Source organism: Stygiolobus sp. RP850M, from assembly GCF_037389295.1.
Lineage (GTDB): Archaea > Thermoproteota > Thermoprotei_A > Sulfolobales > Sulfolobaceae > Stygiolobus.
Genome location: NZ_JBBHKU010000057.1, coordinates 1 through 17,009 on the forward strand (window position 1 = coordinate 1; position 17,009 = coordinate 17,009).

At 36.2% G+C, this 17,009-nt stretch carries 20 protein-coding genes and 5 pseudogenes; 11 read left to right on the forward strand and 14 right to left on the reverse strand.

The window, feature by feature from the left end; all coding sequences use genetic code 11:
* A partial coding sequence (locus WIW52_RS07255) for a hypothetical protein (RefSeq protein WP_337709568.1) occupies positions 1-279 on the forward strand: 279 nt, incomplete at its 5' end.
* Here WIW52_RS07255 and WIW52_RS07260 read toward each other — a convergent pair.
* Both WIW52_RS07260 and WIW52_RS07265 read right to left on the reverse strand, forming a co-directional pair.
* Positions 251-1,594, reverse strand: coding sequence for an MFS transporter (locus WIW52_RS07260; RefSeq protein WP_337709569.1), 1,344 nt, complete (start codon positions 1,592-1,594; stop codon positions 251-253). The genes WIW52_RS07255 and WIW52_RS07260 overlap by 29 nt on opposite strands.
* Positions 1,595-1,680: 86 nt before the next feature.
* Positions 1,681-1,938 (reverse strand): hypothetical protein, encoded by a 258-nt coding sequence (locus WIW52_RS07265; protein ID WP_337709571.1) that lies wholly within the window; start codon positions 1,936-1,938, stop codon positions 1,681-1,683.
* Between the two features lie 28 nt (positions 1,939-1,966).
* Here WIW52_RS07265 and WIW52_RS07270 point away from each other — a divergent pair.
* Positions 1,967-2,162, forward strand: a pseudogene (locus WIW52_RS07270) (ABC transporter ATP-binding protein); the annotation flags it as partial.
* A gap of 137 nt (positions 2,163-2,299) precedes the next feature.
* On the opposite strand, the gene WIW52_RS07275 reads toward WIW52_RS07270, so the two are convergent.
* Positions 2,300-3,073, reverse strand: coding sequence for an ATP-binding cassette domain-containing protein (locus tag WIW52_RS07275; RefSeq protein WP_337709574.1), 774 nt, complete (start codon positions 3,071-3,073; stop codon positions 2,300-2,302).
* A gap of 144 nt (positions 3,074-3,217) precedes the next feature.
* On the opposite strand from WIW52_RS07275, the gene pstS reads away from it, so the two are divergent.
* The 6 genes and pseudogenes from pstS (at position 3,218) to WIW52_RS07305 (ending at position 6,960) form a co-directional block, all read left to right on the forward strand.
* Positions 3,218-4,435, forward strand: a complete 1,218-nt coding sequence (pstS, locus tag WIW52_RS07280) for a phosphate ABC transporter substrate-binding protein PstS (protein ID WP_337709576.1) — start codon at positions 3,218-3,220, stop codon at positions 4,433-4,435.
* 2 nt (positions 4,436-4,437) lie between these two features.
* On the forward strand, positions 4,438-5,322 hold the full coding sequence (gene pstC / locus WIW52_RS07285; RefSeq protein ID WP_337709578.1) for a phosphate ABC transporter permease subunit PstC: 885 nt from the start codon (positions 4,438-4,440) through the stop codon (positions 5,320-5,322).
* Complete coding sequence (locus WIW52_RS07290; protein ID WP_337709580.1) at positions 5,319-6,137, forward strand: PstA family ABC transporter permease; 819 nt, start codon at positions 5,319-5,321, stop codon at positions 6,135-6,137. The genes pstC and WIW52_RS07290 overlap by 4 nt, the downstream gene beginning before the upstream one ends.
* A gap of 223 nt (positions 6,138-6,360) precedes the next feature.
* Positions 6,361-6,543: pseudogene (locus WIW52_RS07295) on the forward strand (pyridoxal-phosphate dependent enzyme); the annotation flags it as partial.
* A 64-nt stretch (positions 6,544-6,607) separates the two neighbouring features.
* The gene (locus tag WIW52_RS07300) at positions 6,608-6,790 is read left to right on the forward strand and encodes a hypothetical protein (RefSeq protein WP_337709581.1); all 183 of its coding nucleotides are present in this window, start codon (positions 6,608-6,610) and stop codon (positions 6,788-6,790) included.
* 44 nt (positions 6,791-6,834) lie between these two features.
* A complete protein-coding gene (locus WIW52_RS07305) occupies positions 6,835-6,960 on the forward strand; it encodes a hypothetical protein (protein ID WP_337709583.1) in 126 nt (41 codons plus the stop codon).
* An 86-nt stretch (positions 6,961-7,046) separates the two neighbouring features.
* Here WIW52_RS07305 and WIW52_RS07310 read toward each other — a convergent pair whose 3' ends face one another.
* The gene (locus WIW52_RS07310; protein WP_337709585.1) at positions 7,047-7,718 is read right to left on the reverse strand and encodes a hypothetical protein; all 672 of its coding nucleotides are present in this window, start codon (positions 7,716-7,718) and stop codon (positions 7,047-7,049) included.
* Between the two features lie 98 nt (positions 7,719-7,816).
* Between WIW52_RS07310 and WIW52_RS07315 the strand changes: the two genes are divergently transcribed.
* A complete protein-coding gene (locus WIW52_RS07315; RefSeq protein WP_337709587.1) occupies positions 7,817-8,158 on the forward strand; it encodes a hypothetical protein in 342 nt (113 codons plus the stop codon).
* Here the strand turns inward: WIW52_RS07315 and WIW52_RS07320 are convergent.
* Together WIW52_RS07320 and WIW52_RS07325 are read right to left on the reverse strand one after the other, a co-directional pair.
* Complete coding sequence (locus tag WIW52_RS07320) at positions 8,150-9,163, reverse strand: arginine deiminase family protein (RefSeq protein ID WP_337709589.1); 1,014 nt, start codon at positions 9,161-9,163, stop codon at positions 8,150-8,152. The genes WIW52_RS07315 and WIW52_RS07320 overlap by 9 nt on opposite strands.
* A 51-nt stretch (positions 9,164-9,214) precedes the next feature.
* Positions 9,215-10,018, reverse strand: coding sequence for an undecaprenyl-diphosphate phosphatase (locus WIW52_RS07325; protein ID WP_337709590.1), 804 nt, complete (start codon positions 10,016-10,018; stop codon positions 9,215-9,217).
* Positions 10,019-10,499: 481 nt separating this feature from the next.
* Here WIW52_RS07325 and WIW52_RS07330 point away from each other — a divergent pair.
* A pseudogene (locus tag WIW52_RS07330) lies at positions 10,500-10,736 on the forward strand (phosphatase PAP2 family protein); the annotation flags it as partial.
* A 392-nt stretch (positions 10,737-11,128) separates the two neighbouring features.
* Here WIW52_RS07330 and WIW52_RS07335 read toward each other — a convergent pair.
* Positions 11,129-11,395 (reverse strand): annotated as a pseudogene (locus tag WIW52_RS07335) (amidohydrolase family protein); the annotation flags it as partial.
* Here WIW52_RS07335 and WIW52_RS07340 point away from each other — a divergent pair.
* On the forward strand, positions 11,384-12,514 hold the full coding sequence (locus WIW52_RS07340; RefSeq protein WP_337709591.1) for a hypothetical protein: 1,131 nt from the start codon (positions 11,384-11,386) through the stop codon (positions 12,512-12,514). The pseudogene WIW52_RS07335 and the gene WIW52_RS07340 sit on opposite strands and share 12 nt — an antisense overlap.
* Positions 12,515-12,659: 145 nt before the next feature.
* Here WIW52_RS07340 and WIW52_RS07345 read toward each other — a convergent pair whose 3' ends face one another.
* The 7 genes and pseudogenes from WIW52_RS07345 to WIW52_RS07370 form a co-directional block, all read right to left on the reverse strand.
* Entirely contained in the window at positions 12,660-13,841 is a 1,182-nt protein-coding gene (locus WIW52_RS07345) for a hypothetical protein (protein WP_337709593.1), read from the reverse strand.
* Positions 13,842-13,948: 107 nt separating this feature from the next.
* Complete coding sequence (locus WIW52_RS11295) at positions 13,949-14,041, reverse strand: hypothetical protein (protein ID WP_443295612.1); 93 nt, start codon at positions 14,039-14,041, stop codon at positions 13,949-13,951.
* A 122-nt stretch (positions 14,042-14,163) separates the two neighbouring features.
* A complete protein-coding gene (locus WIW52_RS07350; protein WP_337709595.1) occupies positions 14,164-14,367 on the reverse strand; it encodes a hypothetical protein in 204 nt (67 codons plus the stop codon).
* 448 nt (positions 14,368-14,815) lie between these two features.
* Positions 14,816-15,091: pseudogene (locus tag WIW52_RS07355) on the reverse strand (amidohydrolase family protein); the annotation flags it as partial.
* Positions 15,092-15,303: 212 nt separating this feature from the next.
* Positions 15,304-15,567 carry a hypothetical protein gene (locus WIW52_RS07360; protein ID WP_337709596.1) on the reverse strand — a complete coding sequence of 88 codons (264 nt, stop codon included), beginning with the start codon at positions 15,565-15,567 and terminating at the stop codon, positions 15,304-15,306.
* Positions 15,551-15,799 (reverse strand): hypothetical protein, encoded by a 249-nt coding sequence (locus WIW52_RS07365; protein WP_337700461.1) that lies wholly within the window; start codon positions 15,797-15,799, stop codon positions 15,551-15,553. Before WIW52_RS07365 ends, WIW52_RS07360 begins: the two co-directional genes overlap by 17 nt.
* On the reverse strand, positions 15,792-16,967 hold the full coding sequence (locus tag WIW52_RS07370; RefSeq protein WP_337709597.1) for an acyl-CoA dehydrogenase family protein: 1,176 nt from the start codon (positions 16,965-16,967) through the stop codon (positions 15,792-15,794). Before WIW52_RS07370 ends, WIW52_RS07365 begins: the two co-directional genes overlap by 8 nt.
* Between the last annotated feature and the right edge of the window lie 42 nt (positions 16,968-17,009).

Genomic DNA, 17,009 nt, shown 5'->3' on the forward strand with positions numbered 1-17,009 from the left:
GGCGTAATGGCGGGGTACTTAGTCACAGCAATCCTTATGAGTAAACTGAACCCGATACAGTTCAGAGGTGAGGTTTACAACTACAAGGCTGGAAGCGGTATGATAGTGGTTATAATGGTTGATTATATAATTATAGCGCTGACAATTACAGCTGGTCTATTCTTGTTAACCAGCGTCTTGTTCTTGTTAACTTCAGTTTCTGTCCTCATTGTAGCTTTAATAAGAAAAAGTATGTGGGAAAAAATCAGCTTTAACCTTGTTGAGAAAGGTTTTCAGTAGTGATCTCCTCTAGTGGAACAAGATTTGTATCATAGCCTCTGAAAAACCACCATAATGAAGCTACGGCACCCATTCCCCAAAGTGTAAGGTTAAGTAAGACGTAATCAACTAACGGAATACTGCTCGTTAAGTAAACTGATATTGCATAAGAAACTATTGGTATAGTCCTCACAAGACCTATCAGGAAAGCCCTATTTTCCGTAGGGAATAAAAGAGGTTCCAATATTGTCCTTGCTCCCCATGCAAACTCACTGAATAACATGTTTAGTGCTAATAGGATGTAAAACATTACTAGGTAAGCCCCAGTAATATTACTCGCTATCATAACTAGTGCGAGTATCGGTAACATAGTAACAGTACCACCCATATAAGACAACATCACATAAAATCTAGTTCTTATCTTATCGACGATATATGATGCTAAGAAACCAGCTAATACAGTAGCTAGAGAAGCGACAAATATTATCGTGGATAGATAATATTGGTTGTTGGAGAAGTAATAATCTGCGATTGTATATGCCATCAGACCGAAAGTAAGGTACTGGGATACTCCTAAAATAACAAGGAACAAATATCTTGTTCTTAAAGGTATTTTATAGACTCTGTTGTTGGTCATAGGAGTTACTGCGTCCTCTCCTTTGGTCAGTAGCAATTCGGCATTTTTCTCGGCTTCATTCACTTTACCTTTAGTTACGAGCCATCTCACGGACTCCGGTAACGAAAATCTCACGAAAGTCAAGACAACGCTAACCAGTATCGCCGAAAATCCTAATACTTCCATTACAAACGTAGGAGAAGATATCTGTGAGAAGGCTATCAATGATAACGATGCAGCAACAGTTATTCCGATATTATCAAAATTAGGTATTAGAATCAACAGCTTTTCCCTCCACCTTAAGGGAAAGTTCTCAGCTGCGTAAGAAAGTCCAGTAGGTACTTCTCCCTCAACGCCTATATTTGCTAACAGAAGTCCCACAAGCACTAAAGGTAAAAACGCAACACTGGAGGAGGATATATAATAAGCGGCACCAGAGACAATAAGTGCACCAACCAAATAGAGTATTAAAGTAATGTAAAACGTCTTCTTTCTCCCAAGTACTTTGTCTGAGAGATAAGGTAGCAATAACGTTCCTATTAACGGATATAGAGCTGGTAATGCTATGTATATCGGGTTTCCCTTAGCTAGGCTATATGTTAAAGGTGCGATTGAAGTAATAAGTCCCCACATTAAATAGCCTAAGCTGAGGGAGATGAACAGCTTCCAATGATTAATACCCCACTTTGCTTCGTCCACTTTTTCTGTTACTGTTGTCATTATGTAAAAATTTGAATTAAGTAAGTTATAAACTTACTTATAATATGATTATAAAAGGCTGATTAAATACCTCAAAACTTTACGTATCACGAAATAGGGAAACATTCCTTAACTTTCTGTATTAAATATTCTATTTCTTCTTTTTGTGGTTTGGGTACAAAATACCTCCAGCTCTCGTCATTAAGCGAGGGAAAAGCCATCACAATTTTTTTGACATTCTCGCACTCTTCATTATTTCTCATGAGTTTCGAGTTGTCTTTCACGAACTGTTTAAGAAAACGTAATGCAGTTAGAGGTTTACCCATTCTAAGTAAGTTTTCAATTATGTCGATCGTTTGAACCACCAGTGTATAGATCCAATTACAACACCTAAAGACCTTTCTGATTACTTCTCATGAGCTTGAAACTTTAAGGTATGCTGATAAAACTACGTGATCAATAAAGGAAAATTGGAATATGATGGAGGAGTTAGCGATCTTTCTGACGATCTACTTTCCAACGTATATGGTATAAAGTTCAAAAAATACAAGTTGACGGTAAAACATTCTTTAGTGTTACGGGATATTAAGCGTTTAAAGGGAGGCAGAGTAATTTGTATTTGTAGTTAAAGCTTATGTTTCGATTAGATCACGATGTAGTTAAGTTTTCATTAGGTTGCAAATTTTTATAACTTAACTATGTTTTCATCAAAGAAATTAATTAAATCTAACCTATCCTACCTATAACGTATTTTTTAGTTAACTCGTTTTTTGGCGAGGTAAATATTTCATCAGAAGATCCACATTCTACTAATTCTCCATTGTATAAGAAGGCTACATAATCAGTAACTCTTGCGGCTTGCTGAGGATTATGTGACACAAGAACTATAGTCATTTCTTTTTTTAGCTCCTTTATTAAATTCTCGATATCTTGAGAACTAACTACATCAATCATAGATGTAGGCTCGTCCATTAAAAGTACTTTTGGCTTAAGCGCAAGTGCTCTGGCTATTGTTAATCTTTGTTGTTGTCCACCTGAGAGTTGAGAAGCTGGACTATTTAGCCTATCATGTACTTCTTTCCATAGCCCTACCTTTCTTAAGCTCTCCTCCACTATTTTCTTTATTTCCCTTTTATCTTTGATCCCGTGTGACTTTAGCGGATATGCTATGTTATCATAAATGCTAAGATGTGGAAATGGATTAGGCTGTTGAAATACCATTCCTACTTCTTTTCTAAGTTTTATAGCATCTATTTGAAAGATATCTTTGCCAAAATATAGAACCTTTCCATCAACCTTTATTTTACTATCATAGATCTCTATTAATCTATTCAAAACTTTTAATAATGTTGACTTTCCAGAACCTGAAGGCCCCATTATACCAAATACTGAATTATTAGGTATTTTAACAGAGATATTTTTCAGTATAGCTTTATCGTCTATATATAAATATAGTCTAGATATGTTAAATACGTCCTCTGTCCTTTCTCCAGCTTCCATTGCGGTCTACTCATACTTCTATTTTTGATATATAAAAAGATAATCTATATAATCTATATATACTACTATATCCTATTGAGAATACTATATATTATATACAATATGTTTATAATCCTGCTCTAATAGTTAATCTTGAGATAGGTCATGAAAGGGCTTTCAACTTTGGCAGCTGTGGTAATATTAATAATAGTTGTTATTGCAGTGGCAGGCTTTTTTTTCGTGATAAATTCCCAAGGTGGTCATAGCACTACAACTACTTCAACAAGTTCATCTTTTTCTACTTCGTCACAAGCTTCATCATCTCAAACTACAGCCTCATCACAAATTTCGGCAAGTATTGTAGCTGGTGGTTCTACTTTTGTTAATCCAGCAATGCAAGTGTGGGTTAAAGATTTCCAGTCAAATTCTAGTGGAATCCAAGTAACTTATAGTTCAGTGGGTAGTGGAGCAGGAGTGAATAATTTCTTACTAGGTACCTATGACATAGGAGCTACAGATGCTCCTCCGCCCAGTAATTTGTATCAGCAATTAACTCAAAAATATCATGAAGTTCTCACAATCCCTGATGTCGTAGGTGCAGAGGATATAATATACAATATTCCAGGCTTTCATGGTACCTTGAACTTAACAGCTGATATTATAGCAAAGATATACTTAGGGCAAATTCAATATTGGGATGATCCAGCAATAAAAGCATTAAATCCCTACTTTAATTTCCCTCATCAAAAAATAATAGCAGTTCATAGAAGTGATGGAAGCGGCACTACCTTTGTCTTTACATATTGGCTTTACATCTCATCTCAATCTTGGAGGAGTTCAAATGTTAGTTATGGTTATACCGTTAACTGGCCGGTAGATGAACTTGGAAACGGATTAGGAGGTAAGGGAAATGATGGAGTTTCAGCATATGTTTCTCAAAATCCTTATTCAATAGGCTATGTTGAGGCACAGTACGCAATAGCGAATAATTTAACTCCAGCGGCAGTATTAAATCCATCCACAGGCGAGTATGTTTTACCAACTCAAGCTTCAATTGAGACCGCAATTCAAAACGCTAATTTATCTTCGCTTCCTTCTTCATTGACAGTAGATATGACTCCATATCTTTCAGTCTTCTTAAACGTTAAAGCACACAACGCTTATCCTATAGTGTCGTTTTCATGGCTACTTGTTAAGGTAAATTATACCGATAAGTCTAAGGCAGAAGCGATTTACTTATTTTTGAAGTATATTGTAACTACTGGGCAGACTGAATTACCAACGGGGTATCTTCCACTACCATCAAATATTCAACAATTAATTCTACAAAATCTTAAGCTAATATCATATAATAATATGCCTGTTTATACCTTGGTGAGCTAAAAATGATAACAATTAAAAGAAAAAGAGAAAAAATTTTTTATTTTCTACTTATACCTTCATCTGTAGTAGTCTTTACTTTTATATTGATACTGAGTGTATTAGTGTATAATTCTATTCCTGCTTATGAGAAAGAAGGTCTTTCGATCTATACTAAAAATATATGGAATCCTGTTAGCGATCTGTATGGTGGTTTAGCAGCGATTTACGGTACGATAGTAACAGGTGTGTTAAGCGTAATGATATCTATCCCATTTGCTACTGCTTTGGCCATTTTTGTTAATGACATTTCTCCAAAAAAAGTTAAAAGTTTTCTAGTTAACCTTTCAGATCTTCTGGCGGCTTTTCCTACAGTGCTATACGGATTCTGGGGTCTCCTATCACTTGGCCCATTTTTATCTCGCACATTATTTACGTTTCTAAGCTCTAACCATGGGCTTCACCAAACTACTAATGGACCTAGTATATTACTGGCCTCAATAATATTGGCAATTATGATAACACCTTTTGCATCTTCTCTCATAAGGGAAGTTTACTCTCAAGTTCCTAGGTCCTTTGAGGAAGCTGTGTATTCTCTAGGGCTAGGTAAGTGGGAGTTAATTATGCTGAAGCTTTCCTACATTAAAAAGGCTTTCTTGGGCGCATATGCATTAGCATTTGGAAAAGCAGTTGGAGAAACTGTGGCAGTAAGCCTTACAATAGGCAATGTATTAAACATTTCACCGAACTTACTTGAACCGGGTTATACGATACCATCTTTAATTATTAGTCAGTTTGGAACTGCGTATGGAATCCAGTATAATGTAATGTTTGCACTTGCGTTATTTCTTGTTGTAATAGGGTTCATATTTATAATGATCTCTAAATTAATCTTGAGGGTGAGATCTTGAGAAGAAAAGATATTGTAATTGTCTCCCTTATAATATTATTAGTTATATTATTTTTACTTCCTATAACATTTCTTTTTTACACTGTAGTTGTAAATGGATCAAAGGTTATAATTAGTTATGGACCTAGATTTTTTATAGATTTGCCTCCAAATCCCGGCGAGGGATTAGGCGGTATAGGTCCAGCTCTAGAAGGCTCTTTATACATGGTCTCATTAGCAGTGCTAATCTCAGCTCCTATCTCCATATTTACTGGAGTTTTCTTATCGTTCTTCGAAAGGTCAAAAATAGCTAGTTTAATTAGAGCAAGTTTAGAGCTAATTGTGGAATTGCCAACTATTATCATAGGTATAGTCGTATTCGCAATTCTAGTTTTAGAAATTGGTTTAGGATTAAATGGGATTACGGCCGCTATGGCATTAGCAATTGTCATGTTGCCCTATTCAACTATACAAATTAGCGAAGCCCTAAGAATCCCAAAGAAGCTTTACGAAGAGGTCGCCTACTCCCTCGGTTTAACCACCTGGCAAGTAATAAAATTAGTCATGTATATAGAAAGAAGAGGAATAATAAATGGTCTATTAATAGGCTTCGCAAAAATAATAGGCGAGACTGCTCCCATAATTTTCCTCACTTCTTCCACTGCTAACCTTTATATAACGTCTTTTAATACACCTGTTACTGGAATTCCAGTATTGATATATAATTATGCGTTTAGCGGCTACTCAAACTTAAACGATGTAGCTTGGGGAGCATCTTTTGTATTAATAATTCTTGTTACAATAATATTTGTCATAGTTAGAAAAATGGCAAAATAAGTTCACATTGTCATCATTGACCTACAAATCAATTAATTTAATTAACCTTCGAGAAGAGAAGGCATTAAACTGATTTACTTAATGTACGTTTAGTATACTAAGCAGAGAATTTATAGCTTAATAATAATAATATGAATAAGTTTTATCATTTAACCCGTTCTTAGGTTCCTATATAATCAAAGCCAACAAACTTGTTATATACTTTAGATTCGTGATTAGTAGTATGGTAAAAGAGGTTTGTATGAAATGCAGAAAGTAAAGGGAAAGTATATACGAGATTAAGTGTAACAAATGCGGAGGACCATTCGAGATCCAGATAGATTTTGAATTTGATAAGAATTCTGAGAGAGGTTTTCCCTATAGCGAAAAGATTTTCCCTTACATCAAACATTTCATATCCCTAGGCACCAACTTCTTGGATAGATTAATCATACGTTTGCTTTAAATAAGGGACGTATTAATTTTTAATTATGGTTAATAAAGAAGAGGTCGAGACTCTAGAGAAAGCTAAAGAAGAACTTCAGGATATACTTTCTGATATAGATGACTTATTAGAGAGAGCTTATAACGGAGAGGATCTGGACAAACGTGACCTAGACAATATATTGAAGAGACTGGAAGATGTAAGAGATGATTTAAGAGAATTAAGTTGAAAATTCCAATTAAGCTTTAAAGCATAAAATATAAAACTAAATATATGATAATCGACCCAATATTCCTCTTAAGAATAGTGTTTACAGTGATTGGTACAATGTTAATCGTGTTTGGGGGTATTCACTTGGTTTTCCACAAATTTAATTTACCGGGATTTGAAGGAGGATAGGCTATAAACTTATCCATGACCTTGATATCCTTAAGTATAGCATTATATCTTCTGTCCTTTCTTATTCTATAACTCTCTTATTTTTACTACAGTTCAAATACCAATCTGGCGATTTTTTCCTCATACTTTCTAACCTCGTTATCAATCCTTTCTTCATAATCTTTAACATCAGCAAGGTTATTGTTTTTCACAAACCAGACGGGCAAAGTTACTTTACCGTCTAGATATTTACCAACGCTCTTGGGAACCCACACTTCCTTCCCTTTAATTACGAGAAGGTAAGCTTTATCGGTCTCCCCTTTGAGCTTTGTATCTAGTGAGATTACCTCGCCTCCTAATCTCTCTTCTACCCTCCTTCTGATTTGTAGGGTCAAGAACTTCACAAGAGAGGTCTTATCTTCAAAATAATTCCCTGCGTATCTGTAAATTGTCATGTCATTAGTTTTGCAGATTTCGATCGTTTCTCCCTCGAATTCAGCACCCTTTATGCAATTAAGGTCTTCTAACGAATCTCCTTTCTTGACGAAATAATCTATAGATATGACTTTCCCGCTTCTCTTGTAAACTCTTTTTATTACCGCGTCATCTTTCTCGTCTAAAATACCCTCAACGTACTTCAGTGATTTCAGCGAGTGCCATGCTTTTTCCTTGAGCTTAACTTGCCTCCATTTTCCACCGTCATAAGTGAAATAATACTCTTCCTCGTTTTTAGATATCTTTCCTATTCTTACGTTTATCGGCATAATTGCGATATACATCTTGGTTAGGAAGACTTAAATCTGTAGATGCTCGCTTAAAAATTTGAATTCTCTTTTTTCTCACAGTAATTTTAAAATTCCCAGTAGATCTCACTATCGTGGACAAATACTTACTTGCACTCCTCGGAGAAGCGGGTGCTACGGGACTCGCGAAAGGCATATATAATGTCAGGAAGGAGGAGAGATTTAAACGTGCTTATGAGAATGAGATGTACCACTGGGAGTATTTCAAGAAGTATAGAAGAAGTATGTTGGAAAAGCCGGTTTTCTACCTCTTATACGTGGTAGGGGTCATTGTTGCTTTGCTTGGCTACAAGGCGATCCGTTACGTTGTGAATAAGGCAGAATCAGGTGCACTAGATTTTTATCTAAAGAACTTTGAACCCACGGGTGAGATAGGAAAGATAATTGAGGACGAGAAACACCATTTCTTACCCTAACCCTCTTTCTACAACTGCTGACATGCAATGTATCCCACCGAACCCTCCAGTTAGGTTTTCAACGTTAATTACAACGGAGTCGACACCCGAAATTTTCAAGTCATAAGGAGTAAGTATTTTCCCAGCATTCAGGGTCAGGAAATTAGTAGCGAACTTTTTAGCCTCATCCAAAGTTACGTAGTGTATATTAAACTCCTTCTCCTTGAGGTATGTTAGCATATCTAATCCCTTCCTCACTAATTTCCCTTCAGAATAAACTTCAACAGTACTATGTTGCATTAGTTCTTTTACACCGACCACCAACTCACGCGATATTACGTTGAAATATGTGTCTAAATGGAAGAACTCTGTTGATATAGGTTCTTTCACTATTACCACTTCTTCACCGCTATTTATTAGTTCTTTAACCCCGTTCATATCGCTTCTGTTCCCCACTCCCACTAAATAAAAGTCCCCCATGGGGTAGAAGTCTCCTCCCTCTAAATATCCCTCCTTTACTTCGCCGTATTTAACAGAGATCGACTCCCAGAAAAGTTTCACCAGTTCCGTCTCAGCACTCCTCTGAGGTTTAGCCATCCTACCTATGACAACCCCGTTCTTTGTTGTTATTTGTTGATCCCTCATAAAGTATAGATTAGATAAGGGGTTTACCAACTCTACTCTTACCTCACCATTAGTCGAAATGAACTTAGGTCTAAGCACCAACAATTTCGCTAAAAACCAAGGATCTGCGTTGACCCCTACTACTCTCTTCAACTTTTCATAAAATTTCTCGTCTTTTAACGCTCTCCTAATAATGCTTCTCAATACTCTGAAAGTAACCACACCCTCAGATTTCAACGCGTCTATTAACTCTTCGTACTCTTTTCTAGCTTTAACGAAGTCGAATCTCCTCTTGAAGAGTGACTTTTCAGGCTCTAAAAGCCCAAAAAAGACTTCTAGCCCCGGCTTATGTAATGCCACTTTTTTTAAAGGATCCCATTCGGCTCTCGCGTAAGCTCTCATACTATTTATTTTGCGTAAATAGGTTAATTACTTTGTACTGTGTGAAAAATTTTAGAGAAGTAACGTTACTACGCTTACTACAATCGCAATAACTCCTAGCATGAAGTTGATCAGATATACTTTCCTAGTCTTGGCTACTTTCATTAATATCCCTATCACCAATATACCCGTTATTAGAGCCGTCACAACTGCTAATATCAGACCCTCTATACCGATATAATGAATTGCGTAACTGACGTTATGCCTCGTGAATACGAGTGTAGTGAGGACTGCACCTAAAGCCGCTGGTATATACGCTAAATACGAGTACTTGAACGCTTCCTCAGGTTTTATCCCTAATAAAAGCATTGTCGATACCGTCATTCCTGATCGGCTTACCCCCGGTAAGGCGGCTAACCCTTGAGCAAAGCCTATAATGACCATGTGTTTTAGAGACATCTCTCTGAGCTCTCTGGGCTTTATATTCTCTCTCGTAAACTTGATGTAGACGCCATCCAGTATTAGTATAACCCCTAGTACAAGCATCGGTATAGACGGGTTGTAAGCGTTCTGTAATAACTTATCGGAGATGACATAAAGCGGTACGCCTACAATACCCGTTACTAGGGTTACTATTACGAGGAATTTAAGTAAGAACTTGTCCCTAAAAACAGCCATGACGTCTTTTCTGAAGTAGATCGATACAGAGCCTATAGATCCCATTTCCATGAAGAGACCGAAGGTGTAAGCTACGGTTATTGCAAGTCCAATGAGGAAGTGAGAAGCTAGGAGTTCTTGCGTTTTACTACTTATGGGTAACCATTCGGAAATGCCTTGAACTATACCTAAAATTACGGATTTGATCGCGTCGATCATTTTAATCACCAGTTAGAACAACGAGTTCTAACGATAGTGTCGTTATGTTGATATCGTAAAAAAGGTAAAGATAATAATAGTAATAGGGGTCCTATTACCTTAGGTAACCTTAGGTTAGTCTCAGAGATCAATAGTGGTATTAAAAATAACACAAAGGTTACTATAATGTAACAATTTCTCATACGTTGTAGAGATCTCACTTAACTAATAAAGTTTATGAAAAAATATTGGGCTCTATTTATTTTATTTATAGCCCTTACATTGTACGTAAAAGTAGTCGGGGAACAAAATATCCCCCTAAACGTCGAGGTATTTAAACTGATAAATTATCACCAAATTTCATTTCTTAACCCTATAATGGTCTTATTATCTAAATACGGAAGGGAATACGTTTGGATCCCTGTAACAGCAATACTATTCGTTATTCAAGAAGACTAGAAAAATAGCAATAACTTTAGCTGGAACCTTTATACTCGCCATAATTCTCGGTGAGGCGAGCAAATATTTAGTATCACAACTGAGGCCATTTTACTACGTTTCCCCCGATTATCTATTAGTCAGTAAGCCTCACGATTTCAGCTACCCCTCAGGCCATGCGTTAATTGTAGGAGATGGGGCGATAGTCTTAGCTTTTACAGCTCCTAAATGGGTATGGGTTCCTCTATTAATTGAAGCTTTACTCGTATCCTATTCGAGGGTTTACGTAGGTGTCCATTGGCCCTTGGATGTGTTAGGAGGATGGTTATTAGGAGGATGGATAGCCCTATTCACGATTGATATGGAGAAGAGAGGAGTGTTAAGGCCCTTTGAAAGGGCGCTAAAGGCTGAATGATAAGGGGGTTTGAGCTTCATTGAATTTTCATAAATTTGTATCCAATTCTCAGCTTGACAACGTGACGAGTACTCTGAATAAAATGGATAAAATAATTCTATTAGGAACTATTTCAATAATCCTACCTTAAGTGATATAGGTTTCTTCAACAATATTATTTGCTAATTCTTCAAATAAGCGACTCTACTTTATATTAATATTCTCGAAATTAACGTGATAAATCTATCAGTCTTTATACAACACAGTCGTTCTTTAACTCTTCCATTCACCTCTCTAAATATTAACCTTAAAGCATTGTCTCTCATTATTTTTTCGCTTTTCATCACTCTATAAGCTTCTTCAGCATATTCCGCCAGGTCTTGTTCCGCATAAGATGGGAAATCGCTACCGTAGATTACCTTATCTTCTATCTCCATTAACCTAGGCAACACGTTCAAAAGGTTTTTAGGTGGTATTGAAGATATCTCTAGATAAGCATCGCTAAACATTCTAGCTAGGTAAAAAGCCGTTTGATACCATATAGGTCTACCCGCGTGTGCTATTATAAAGGTAATTCTAGAATACCATGGGAAGATTCTAATAGTACTGGCGGAAATCCAACAGTTGCAGATGCTGTTGTATTATCATATGTTAGTAATAATAGTCAATTCTCTGCTAATACAGTAAGCAATTATAATAATTATGATTCTCTAATGGGTTGTACTAGTGCTAATATGTGTGGAAATTCGGATATAGGAATATCTGTTGGGGGTGATACATATTTACCTTCTGGTTTTCCAATATTTATGTATGAATATGGATGGACATCTGGTAGTTCAATTCCACCAAAGTCAGGTCCAGGTTATTCTTCAGGTTATTATGTTGGAATATTGCAATATAATGATACTATAGGATATTTCTTAACTACTGAATATACAAATAATCCAAATCCAAGTGGATATTATGATTATTATTATTCAGGATCGGCGTGGGTTGAAACTTGTTGGTCGATATTTTGTATACCTAATAGTTGGCATCTCAAGTATTATTTCGTAGAAGATAATAATAGTAATATAGAAGGATATAGTGGAAAATATTGTAGCAGTAATAATCAATTTTGTGATATTTTTGCTCCAGCAGATCAACAAGGTAATTCATATTATTCTCAATATGGAGTATTTTGGTTATATAATTGGTTCCAGGAAGAAAATAATAATATGAATACAATGAATATATTCTTTTTAATGAATGGAAACATATTTAATTACTCTCTTGCTTTAGAACAATATAAATGGAATGGAGGAAGTGCATATGCAATACCACCAGCACCACCTGGAAATATAAGTACAATAACAGGAGAACCAGTATTTGTACAATCATACATAAATGCATATAATACGGCGTTTAATCAACCTGCAAATCCTCAAGAGGCTTTAAATAATTATAATGGTTTTACTTATAATGAGGTAAATAGTAATTTTGTATCTGGAACTTTTGGTTATTATGAATATTATGCAAGTCTTTCACAATCTCTTACTATAAGCTACTTACAAGATGAGGCAAGTGCGTATAATGGGAACCCCTATTTGTTCGTTTCGGCAGGTTCTGGAGGTGGATCTGGTTATATGTATTTAGATTGGGTTATAGTAACTTACGGAGTTCCTTATGTTGCGAGTGTATCATAAAAATTGTTAAAAAATTAGCTGGAAGGATTATATGTTTGTTGTGGGGCAACAAAGTTCGATAAGTATATACCTGCAGGAATATTGATATTTTCTCCATAGGGGATTACAGTTCCGCTTGATTGTACTAGCAATAATCCTCCACCACCTAATCCATAATGTCCATATAGCTTTGTTTGGTATGCTGCTGTTCTGTTATATTTGCCCAATCATATACTGGAGAGTTTCCAGGTAATCTTTCTGGTATTGTTCCTGGTGTATTCATTGCTGCTACAAAGTTGTTTACCCATCCTTGATATGTATAAAATCCTGCAATGTCTGCTGGATTTATATTATTTGCTTCTATTACATAATATGTTTGTCCATTTATTGTTACCTGTTCAACAGGTACTTGACCTTTAATTATATAGAAATCTTGTAAAGGTACATATGGTTGATTATTTATTGGATCAGTTTGTCCAACAAATTGATTATTCAATTGAACTATTTGGTTATGATTTTGTATTATTGTACCTGCATATTGGCCATCCCATATTACATTAGGTATTGTAGTTCCATTAAGTGATATTAATTCACCTACAGGATCCGTATGTCCATCATAACTTATTGTTTGACCATCTGGTACAAATCCTATATATCCAGATCCTAAATATTGTACATGTTCATTATTTGAAGGTAAAGAATGTATAGCATTTAATCCTAATATTACACCTGCTGCGATAATAGCAATACCAAGTCCTATTAATCCAAATATTACAACTTTACTCATACCCTTTTTAATTCTATCTACATAACTTTTATTTGAGTTACTAGAATGTTCTTTTAATATTTCTAAATTTTTTCGTGCTTCTAATATTCTTTGTGAATAATATCTAATAGGAGATGGTACAAATATCCATGCGTCAAGAGAAAAACCGGGTATAAAATATAAAGTAAAGGAAATTATAGAAGCTAAAATTAAGTAAAATATTTCCTTTATATTGCTGGAAATTCCGCTTATGTACGCATCAATCTTTTCCATAGACGAAATATAAGTATTGATTAATTTTATTTTGGATCCTACACCTTTAACTTCCTTCTCTAGAAATTTCTGTAAGGCTTCCGATTTTATATTAAAATTAGCTCCAATCATTCCATTATCTAACAAACCCGTAGAAGAGAATAAATCTAATGCCTCACTAAAAATTCTTAATAAATATAACGGTCTAGCATCCTTCCGTAAATAAGGAAGATTTTTCAACTTTCTTGATACAAAATAGAAAAGCAATGAAGTCTCTAAGAGTAAACTAACATATAGCAAATTTACTATTGATGTATAAGATTCTAACATCAATATAATTCTTCTGAAATAGAGTTAATAAGCTTAGACAGGTCTAAATCTAGCTTTCTAATTTTCCTTAATTTCTCTGATAATTCTACACCTTTTTCAGTCATCTTCTAAGGGTTATCCTCGCATTTTATAATACCTTTACTTGTTAATATGCTAATGTAATTCTCTAGGAGTGTATTACTCAAATCAGCGTACTTCATTATAGACGACTTACTACCATAGCTATCATTAATTGCTTCCACAACACCATTACAATTTCAAGTTGGTCTCTCTTACTCTTCCTATATCACAAGGTAACATTTATTCTTTATACACGTTTCTTTTAAATTCTCTTTAGAGCTTTACTTAGAACCTCAGCTTCCTTTTCTCCTAAATACTTTGATGTTAAATTCCCTAATTGTTTTAAATCTTCTTCTGTCATCTGTCGGGTTATCAAAGGAGAAAATTTAGCTAAGACCTCCTTATTAATTACTTCTACTATTTCAACATATTCTGGAATTATAAACTCTGGAAACTCTTTATACAATGTTAAAAAGCCCTGAGGAGATTAGCTCTAATCGCTCCTTACCTTTTTTTAATTTCTTCGAGCTGAGAATTCTTGCACTGTAGTTTTGAAATTTCCTCTGATTTTTTCTTAACTTCCTCAAGAAATTTCAATAATTTGTATCTCTGGAAAAGTCTTTCAGCATGTTTACGTAACTATTCGTTATTTTTAATTACTTCTACCCCCCAATGCTATTTAGTTACGGAAAGATTTGTAAATATTATTTCCGTTAACATTGAATCAGAGGGTGCCACCATGAAGTCTATGAGCAGTTGTGAGGTGGAGGAAGGCACCCAATGAAACTCCCCATGTCCTCGAAGGGAGTGGTTTAACTACCGCTCCCGTAGACGGCATGGAGAGGGAGAAGGAGTGATGAGGCTAAGTGATCAATAGTCACGAAAAGTGACTATTAGTCACGATGAAGGCTTAACTCTTTCAGCACGTGATCCATTAGTATCGGGTCGCCATATTGGTTCCTCGCCCCTTCTCCTACACTAGTCCCAGTGTGGACGAGTATCGGTAAATCATGATCCTCAGCAAATTCGTAGATCCTTAATAACTTTATATTGCCTCTCTCTTCTTCTCTATAAGCATTAAGCTTAAACTATTTATGCACAGGGTGAAGTTTTATCCCTACTATACCTAAATCATACTGTCTCCCTAACTCCTTTATGGGGTCTTCGCAGTAGTTAGGGTCTACTTCTCCGTTTGTCTCTACACTTTCATTTCAATCATTTTATGTTCATTCATGATCGAGTGTAGGGACTTAGCCCTCAACCACTGGTGGGTCATGGGACTCCTTCGAGCCAAACGGCACGGGGCTCACATCTCTGCAATCACTCCCACCCTTTTGCCCACATCGGTGTGAGAGATCATTATGTAGCAACGAAAATTCGTTATAAACAGACAAAAAGATTTCTACAAAGTGAAAAAGGATTCAGCCCACGTTGCGAAAAGGTCTGGGTTTTCCTTAATAATCCTAATATCGTCGTAGAAAGCGTCCCCGCATATTTCCGTGTGGCAAGGATAAGAAGGAACTAGTATTATTTTCTCTATCTCTACACGCTCATTTCTTATATTAAACCTCGCACCTTTTGCCATTTCCGTCAGTCTTCTACAGTAATGTGGTGTCCCGAACTTCAACATCGCATAGTGAACGTGGACGTCAATGACTTTGATCAATACACATCTCCCTTATCCTCTTGATTACAGCATCTTTTTGAACCTCATTTGTGTTTTTGGCTACTATGAACTCCGAAGTCTCGTCAACAAGTCTCTTTAAGTCTTCTTCAGATATGGAACAAAGATTTTCTATCATTTCAGTACTTATCTCAATTCGTTCTGGGTTTTCTTCAATTAAATATCTGATGAAGTTCCTCACTAGGGCGTCTCTATAAAAAGGTTGATCAACCAACCTTTACACCCTTAAATCTGTAAAACAATTGCCTAGCAGCACTAATTCTTTGTATATCGTTAGTCCCTTCATACGTTTTCAGAATTTGTAAATCACGAAGGAGTCTTTCGAGACCCGTAGATACCGTTACGCCGTAACCTCCAAAAGCGGTCATTGCCCTTAAAACTACCCTCTCTGCAGCTTCTGTAGAGTGGAACTTAGCTAAAGACGCAGCAACTATGTATTCATCCATCATCTCCTTTTGGTATAAGGTACCAGCCCAATATGTTAGAAGTCTTGAAGTCATTAGGTCTGAAAGCGATTCACTAACCTTTTGCTGAACCATCTGAAAATCTGCTATAGGTCTTTCAAAGGCTTTTCTTTGTAAGGAATACTCGACGAGTTTTTCAAACGCTGACTGGGCTATCCCTACAGCCTGAGCTGAGACTATAGTCCTAGCGTAATCAAAGGACTCTACTGCATATTTAAACCCCATTCCTTCTTCTCCTAACAAGTTCTCCGAAGGTACACTGACGTCCTCAAGAACGATTTCGGCGGTATGGGATGCTCTAAGACCCGTTGTTTCGATTCTACTCATAGTTTTTATTCCCCAATCTCTTTCCACTAGGAACATGCTAATCCCCTTCCACCTAGCTTTAGGATCTGGTGGTGACGTCCTTGCAGTGATAATTAGATAATCTGCTATATCTCCGTTAGTTATGAAGATTTTCCTACCGTTTAAGACGTAATGGTCGTTCACTTTTTTTGCTACCGATTTTATACCGGCTACGTCAGAACCGGCCTCAGGCTCAGTGTTAGCGAAGCCTCCAAGTTTCTTCCCGCTAGCTATCTCAGGCAGATACTTCCTTTTGACTTCCTCACTACCGTATTTTAGTACTGCTCTACCGAGCATCCAGTGGACTAGTAATAACGTGCTGAAAGAAGTCCAAATCCTTGAAATCTCCTCAGATGTGACAAGTAATGAGAGATAATCAGCTCCTTGTCCGCCATATTCTGATGGTATGTCAAGTCCGAAAAGTCCCATATCAGCCGCTTGTTTTTTAGCTTCTTCTGGGAAATCCTTCTCTTTTTCTCCTTTATCTACGTTAGCAGCAGTTATGGGAATCTTAGGGAGGTAATACCTAGAAGTCGGTATTAGCGAGAAGTTTTTAATTTTAGACGTCTTCATACTGAAAAGATGTCAAACGGAAAAGGACAAATCGAGTTAGCC

What these genes read in the sequence shown, in the direction of transcription:
- pstS (WP_337709576.1), top strand. Translation starts at nt 3,218, where the DNA reads ATGAAAGGGCTTTCAACTTTGGCAGCTGTGGTAATATTAATAATAGTT.
- pstC (WP_337709578.1), top strand. Translation starts at nt 4,438, where the DNA reads ATGATAACAATTAAAAGAAAAAGAGAAAAAATTTTTTATTTTCTACTT.
- WIW52_RS07275 (WP_337709574.1), bottom strand. Translation starts at nt 3,073, where the DNA reads ATGGAAGCTGGAGAAAGGACAGAGGACGTATTTAACATATCTAGACTA.
- WIW52_RS07320 (WP_337709589.1), bottom strand. Translation starts at nt 9,163, where the DNA reads ATGAGAGCTTACGCGAGAGCCGAATGGGATCCTTTAAAAAAAGTGGCA.
- WIW52_RS07345 (WP_337709593.1), bottom strand. Translation starts at nt 13,841, where the DNA reads ATGTTAGAATCTTATACATCAATAGTAAATTTGCTATATGTTAGTTTA.
- WIW52_RS11295 (WP_443295612.1), bottom strand. Translation starts at nt 14,041, where the DNA reads ATGAAGTACGCTGATTTGAGTAATACACTCCTAGAGAATTACATTAGC.
- WIW52_RS07305 (WP_337709583.1), top strand. Translation starts at nt 6,835, where the DNA reads ATGATAATCGACCCAATATTCCTCTTAAGAATAGTGTTTACAGTGATT.
- WIW52_RS07370 (WP_337709597.1), bottom strand. Translation starts at nt 16,967, where the DNA reads ATGAAGACGTCTAAAATTAAAAACTTCTCGCTAATACCGACTTCTAGG.
- WIW52_RS07310 (WP_337709585.1), bottom strand. Translation starts at nt 7,718, where the DNA reads ATGTATATCGCAATTATGCCGATAAACGTAAGAATAGGAAAGATATCT.
- WIW52_RS07300 (WP_337709581.1), top strand. Translation starts at nt 6,608, where the DNA reads ATGGTTAATAAAGAAGAGGTCGAGACTCTAGAGAAAGCTAAAGAAGAA.
- WIW52_RS07260 (WP_337709569.1), bottom strand. Translation starts at nt 1,594, where the DNA reads ATGACAACAGTAACAGAAAAAGTGGACGAAGCAAAGTGGGGTATTAAT.
- WIW52_RS07325 (WP_337709590.1), bottom strand. Translation starts at nt 10,018, where the DNA reads ATGATCGACGCGATCAAATCCGTAATTTTAGGTATAGTTCAAGGCATT.